This is a genomic window from Hymenobacter negativus (assembly GCF_017571495.1).
GTDB lineage: Bacteria > Bacteroidota > Bacteroidia > Cytophagales > Hymenobacteraceae > Hymenobacter > Hymenobacter negativus.
In genome coordinates, this window is the sequence record NZ_JAGETZ010000013.1 from 219554 (window position 1) to 225571 (window position 6018).

The window sequence follows — 6018 nt, forward strand, 5'->3', positions numbered from 1 at the left end:
GCCGGGCCAACGAGTTGTGTGCGTGCCGGACGGGGGTATTACCCCGCCAGCACCACGCCGGATAGTAGCTCGTCGAAACGAGCCAGCCGTTCGGTTAGCGCCGCATCGGTGCCATCCTTTTCCTTGCTCACTTTCAATTGGTCGGCCATGGTGGCTAACGCAACCATGGCCAGCAAGTCCTGCTTGTCCTGAATGCCGTAGCCTTCTCTGAATTCGCGTAGCTTGTCGCTCAGCAGCCGCCCGGCCAAGCGCAACCGTTCCTCATCCTGCACGTCAACGCGCATGGGATAGTCCCGGTCAGCAATACGAATTTTGATGGCTAGTTCGCTCATACGGCGATAGTTACGGCGGTGGGGTGAGGGGTCGTTCGGTTTAGTCTCTCAAATAGGCAAGACACTTGTCCAGTTCGCGGATGTATTCGTTGAGGCGCAGTTTAAGTTCGTTGGCGTGGGTGGGTTCCCCAGCTATGGTGTGTACAAGTTTAACAATATTTTCTTGGTTTTGGCGCTCTTTCAGCAGCCGGTCCTTCTCGCGTACATCGGCCCGGAGTTGCTGCACGGTCGTGTTGGCATCGGCCAGCTCCTCACGCAACTGCTGATAGGCAGCCACTAAGGTGGTAATCTGCCGCTCCAGGCGGTCGAGTTGTGCAAGCTGTTGAGATGAGGCCACGGGCGAATAAATTTTGGGTGAAGATAAAGCGGCGCGCCGAAAGCTACGCTTTATCCCGGGCTTGCTCGCAGCTTGTGCCTCAGCGCGGTTTGAATTTAGCCTCGGAACTTGAGCAAAACCAAAACGCCACCCCAAACGTGCCGCTGCATCCCTACCGCCGTCATAATCCATTAGTTAGGATTAGCTGGGCAGTAGAAATGCGGCGGTAAGCTTGCTGTGGCGTTCTGGTGTCCCTTCAGACGACCGTTCAACGGATGAGCTTTTGCCCTTTTGGGTCTTGGCATTGATTTTTACTGCCGCGTCGGGCTACTTCCTCATCTCTTCAGGCGTGGTCCCAGCCATTTGGGTGGGCTTACTGCCTGTCAGATGCGTTACTTTTTGGCGTTAGCGTTGGTGTTGTCACGGGCCACGTCGGGTATCGACCACAGGAAGGCAGTACGCAGGCGCTTGTTAAAGCGCGGCATGGTGCGGGCCACGTACGTATCGCTGATGTAGCCCGGGTCGGTGGCGCTGGGGCCGAAGGACGCCTGCATGTGGCAGCTCATGCAGTTGGTCCGGATGCCAAAGTTGTTGTTGACCACCACGCCTTTGGTGCGCAGCTGGGCCGGCAGGGTAAAGGTCTGGCTGCTAAAAGGCGCTTCGAGATAGGGATTGAAGGTATAAACCGAAGCGCCCTCGTAGATGCCATCTTTGGGCACCGGTGGCTGGGCCGGGTTCACCATCTGATAGGATATGGACATGGCATAGTGGCGGGGCGCTCCCGTGAGCTGCTTAGGCCGGGCCGCTACCACGGCTGCTGAACTGGGGTCGGGCACAAGGTCGGGGTTGGGGGTCCACCACATGGTTTGCCAGGTCCAGTTGTTGATTTCCTCGGTGGCAATGTGCATGCCAACGAGGATGGCATAATCACCGGTTCGGGCAATGTGCTGGGTGGTATCGTGCTGGGCCTGGTTGAGGGCCTTGGCTTCGTCGGCGGTAAGCTGGTAGTAGATAAAATCAGTCAGGTTGTAGGTGTTGTTGGCCGTAGGACCGGTGCAGCTGAAAGGGGCATTGCCCTGCGCTTTGTTCGGTTTGACGCGGTTGAGCGGGTCGACGTAAATGCAGGAAGACCACAGCGACTGGTAGAAGCCGCCCTTGGGCGGAGTGGGCGGGCTGCCGGTCCAGGTCTTCATCTTGTATAGTGCGCCGGCCTTCGAGGCAGGCACTATCTCATACATGGGCTTGATGGCGGTGGCCCGATTGGAGAAGCCCGAAATGCCCGGCGTTCCCTGATTGAGCATGTTCTGAAGGGTGGCGGGCAGAAAGAGCTTCTTCCGCACAATGGTATCGGCGGCGTCGGGGCTGTAGCTCACCATTTCGAGCACCGTGGTATCGGCCCCGTCGCTGACGCGGTGCGCAGCTGCCAGCGCATCAAAACGGCCGCGGAGCTTGGGGTCCCGGTTGAACTGGCGCGGCCGGTCCAGGGCCCGCTTGATGGTGCCTAGCGGGCGAACCAGCTGGCCCTTGAACTGGGTGGGGTGGGCGGCACTTTCCAGCGTAAGGGCATTGACCTCGGCTTTGGTGTGCCAGGTTTCGAATACCCGCAGCCGGGCGCCGCCGTATGATTGCGACGTGAGGCTGGTGATGGCCGTCCAGATACCCCAGCCGTGTTGGCTGATGGCGGTGTTGTTGCCGGCCGCTACCCAGCCGTTGATGGTGCTGCTGTCCTGCGGAAAAACGAAGCCTGGAATGCCCGGGTCGGGCAGTGGCACGGGCTGCACGCCGGGACCAGCCTGACTGCCCAGCTGGCCGGAAGCGGAATCAACTGGCTGGCCGGTTGCTGTCGTGGCGGTTTCCGATTTCGAATTATTGGTGGAACATCCGCTTAGCCCGAGGCCAAGGGATAGCATGGCTGGTAGAAGGTATTGCTTTTTCATAAGCTGCTGAAAATGTTAAGGAGTCGTGCAGCCAAAGCTCCGGGTTAAGGAATTGCCGGGTAAGGGTATAAATACCTGATTTTTACAGCTTTCAGTTTATAGTTGCCGAGGCAGTAGATTGGATAATAAAAAACGTCGTGCCGAACAGGGTTCAGCACGACGTTGCTACTAAAGTTTCGCTTATATAACCGGCCGCTTAGCTTTTGCCCTTCTTGGTTTTGGTTTTCACCTTGCCACCGTCTTCGGTTTTTGCTTTCTCCTTGCCTTCGGCGGGCATGGCCATTGAGGCAGGCGCGGGAGCAGGCATTTTCTGCATCATGGTTTCGGCGGCGGGCTTGCCATCCATATCCAGTTCTACCACGGGGTAGCCGAGGGCTTGCAGGGCGGGCAGCTGCTTGTTGTCACCAACTACCACGATGTACATCTTGTCGGCGGGCAGGTACTGCTTGGCTGAGGCCTGCACGTCTTCCTTCTTCAGGTTTTTCAGGATGTCGGTTTGCTGCTGCACGTAGCTCGGGTCGAGGTTATACTCCACCAGGCGGGCCAGGAAGCCGGCTTTCTGCTGGCCGGTTTCGTACTTGAGGGCGTCGCTCTGGCCCACGGACGACTGCACGAAAGCCAGCTCCTCATCCGAAATGCCGTTGGGGTAATTCGTGATTTCGCTCATGAACTCCTTCACCGAGGGGGCCGTAGCATCAGCCCGTACGCCGGCCTGGGCCGTGAACGGACCCGCGTAGCGCGTGCCGCTGAAGCCCGAGCGGGCACCGTAGGTGTAGCCCTTGTTCTCGCGCAGGTTCAGGTTGATGCGCGAGTTGAAGGCGCCGCCGAGCAGATAGTTGGCCAGGTAGGCGCGGTAGTACGGGCCTGTGGCATCGTAGGGGAGGTTAGGCAGGTAGCCCACCCGGATTTCCGACTGCGCCGCGCCCGGCTTGTTCACGAAGTAGATGGTGGTTTTGTCGGGCTGCACACCGGCTACATCGGTTGGGATGGTCACGTCTTTCTTAGTCCATCCCTTCAGGAAGCCCAGCTTGGAGTCGAGGCCCGCCTGGTCCACATCGCCCACCACTACGAGGTAGCTCACGTTGGGCGCGTAGTAGGTGTTGTAGAAGCTCTTTACGTCGTCGAGCGTGAGGCTGCTCACTGAGGCGGTGGTGCCCGCCACGGCGGTACCGGCGATGCTGTTTTGGCCGTAAATCAGACGATTATACGTCAGGTCGGCGATGACGGCAGGTTGGTTGGCGAAGTTGGCAATCTTCTCCAATTGCTGCTTTTTCAGGCGGTCGAAGTCTTCCGCATCGAAGCGCGGGTGCAGCAGGCGCTGCTCCAGCAAGGCCATGGTGGCGGGCAGGTTTTTGGTGAGGCTCTGCACGTACACAGTGGTCTCGTTGTCACCGGCATACACCGAGATGTCTGAGCCCAACTTGTCGAGTGCAGCTGACAGCTGCTCGCCGGTATATTTTTCCGAGCCTTCGTTCAGCATACTGGCCGTCAGTTCGGCGATGCCGGCTTTACCAGGCATGCTCTGCTCCAGGCGGTGGCCGCCGCGGATGCTCAGGCGCATGGTTACTGCCGGAATCTCGGTGTTCTTCGTGCCAACTATTTTCAGGCCGTTGGGCAGCGTTTCCTGGTACAAGGCCGGCACTTTCACCACCGGGTTGGCCCCGGAAGCGGGCTGCTTGTTGCGGTCGAAGGTATCGGTCGCCTTGTTATACTTGAGACCCTCGTACCCGTAGTTGGGCGCTTTATAGGCCGATTTATCAGCAGTATAGTTGTCGGATTTGGCGGCGGCCACGCTGCCGGATTTGGGCAGTACGCTCAGAATTACGGCGTGCTTGCCCTTGATGTACTGGTTGTACACGCGCAGAATGTCGGCCTTAGTCAGGCTTTGCAGGCGCTTGGTTTCGACGGTGATGTAGTTCGGGTTGCCGAAGAAGGTTTGGTTGGCGGCCAGCTGGCTCACCTTGCCCTGCACACTAGCCAAGCCGCTCACAGTCTGGGCTTCGGTCTGGGCTTTGAACTCCTGTACGTCGGCATCAGTCACGCCGCGCTTTTCAAACTCCTTCAGCGTGTTACGCACAATCACCTCCGTGCTGTCCAGCGTCTTGCCGGGGAAGGGCAGGGCTATCAAATCGAAGAAGCCGCCCAGCTCCGAGTTCAGCTGGTAAGACTGCGCCTGCACGGCTTTCTGGTTCTTCACCAGGTTTTTGTAAAGCAGCGAGTTCTTGCCGCCGCCCATAATCTGGGCCAGCGCATCGAGTGGCATCTCGTCGGGGTGGCCGTGAGGCACCGTCGGGAATACCACTTGCAGCATGGGGAAACGCACGTTGTCCTGGTAGCTCACGTAGCGGTCGGCGGTCAGGACGGGCGCGGGCAGCTTGGTCTTTTCCACCGATGGGCCGCGCTTGATGGGACCGAAGTACTTCTCCACCAGCTTCACCACGTCGGCCGTTTTCACGTCGCCGCCCACGGTGAGCGTGGCATTATTGGGGCCGTACCAGCGCAGGAAGAAGTTCTTGAGGTCCTGCAAATCGGCGCGGTCCAGGTCTTCGAGGTAGCCGATGGTGAGCCAGGAGTAGGGGTGGCCGTAGGGGTACAGCGTCTTCGAAATGTATTCGCTAGCCAGGCCGTACGGGCGGTTGTCGTAGTTCTGGCCGCGCTCGTTTTTCACCGTCGAACGCTGGATTTCGAATTTCTTCTGGCTCACGGCATCGAGCAGGAAGCCCATGCGGTCGGCCTCCAGCCACAGGCCGGTTTCGAGCTGGTTGCTGGGCAGGGTTTCGAAGTAGTTGGTGCGGTCCTGGTTGGTGCTGCCGTTGAGGTTGCCGCCGGCGGCCGTCACCAGCTTGAAGTGCTGCTGGTCGCCCACGTGGTCGGAGCCCTGGAACATCATGTGCTCGAAGAAGTGGGCGAAGCCCGACTTCCCAATCTGCTCCCGCGCCGAACCGACGTGGTAGGTCACGTCGACGTGCACCAGCGGGTCGGAATGGTCTTCGCTCACGATGAGTGTGAGGCCGTTAGGGAGCACGTACTTTTCGTAAGGAATGACCAGTTGGCCGGGCTGCTTGGTCACTTTTTCTAGCAGCTTGGTACCGCCGGGCGTAGTAGCTAAGGCTGTTTTGGCGGCTGGCGCTTTCGCCGCGGGCTTTTGCTGAGCAAAGCTGACCGAAGTCACCAAAGCAAGGCCCAGCGTGGAGAGGAAACGGAGGTTCATTCTTGAAGAAAAAGGTGAAGGAGTAGGAAACCAGACAGGTAATTGAGCTGCAACTTACTGCTGACGCGCGCAATCGGAACCGGATTAGCGTCGAAAGCCGGGCTTGCGCAGCAAGGGCAAAGGATGCATCGTCAGGGTTGCGCTGGCGTTACACATGGCTTCATGCCAACCGAAAAAAATAGTCTGCAGAAGCCGCAAGGGGTTTCGCAGAAGTCGCAGAAC

At 58.8% G+C, this 6018-nt stretch carries 4 protein-coding genes; all 4 read right to left on the bottom strand.

Annotation, left to right across the window (positions count from 1 at the left end; genetic code table 11):
• Positions 1 to 38: 38 nt before the first annotated feature.
• The 4 genes from J4E00_RS22935 to J4E00_RS22950 all read right to left on the bottom strand — a co-directional run bounded on the left by J4E00_RS22935 (position 39) and on the right by J4E00_RS22950 (position 5796).
• Complete coding sequence (locus tag J4E00_RS22935) at positions 39 to 332, bottom strand: cell division protein ZapA (protein ID WP_208177615.1); 294 nt, start codon at positions 330 to 332, stop codon at positions 39 to 41.
• Positions 333 to 372: 40 nt separating this feature from the next.
• Positions 373 to 840: a hypothetical protein gene (locus J4E00_RS22940; RefSeq protein ID WP_208177616.1), complete on the bottom strand. Its 468-nt coding sequence runs from the start codon at positions 838 to 840 to the stop codon at positions 373 to 375.
• Positions 841 to 1040: 200 nt separating this feature from the next.
• Entirely contained in the window at positions 1041 to 2585 is a 1545-nt protein-coding gene (locus J4E00_RS22945; protein ID WP_208177617.1) for a hypothetical protein, read from the bottom strand.
• 196 nt (positions 2586 to 2781) lie between these two features.
• Positions 2782 to 5796: a M16 family metallopeptidase gene (locus J4E00_RS22950; protein ID WP_208177618.1), complete on the bottom strand. Its 3015-nt coding sequence runs from the start codon at positions 5794 to 5796 to the stop codon at positions 2782 to 2784.
• Positions 5797 to 6018 lie beyond the last annotated feature (222 nt).

Bases quoted from the DNA above. Each gene is read 5' to 3' on its own strand.
- J4E00_RS22935 (WP_208177615.1), bottom strand. From the start codon at position 332: ATGAGCGAACTAGCCATCAAAATTCGTATTGCTGACCGGGACTATCCC.
- J4E00_RS22940 (WP_208177616.1), bottom strand. From the start codon at position 840: ATGGATTATGACGGCGGTAGGGATGCAGCGGCACGTTTGGGGTGGCGT.
- J4E00_RS22945 (WP_208177617.1), bottom strand. From the start codon at position 2,585: ATGAAAAAGCAATACCTTCTACCAGCCATGCTATCCCTTGGCCTCGGG.
- J4E00_RS22950 (WP_208177618.1), bottom strand. From the start codon at position 5,796: ATGAACCTCCGTTTCCTCTCCACGCTGGGCCTTGCTTTGGTGACTTCG.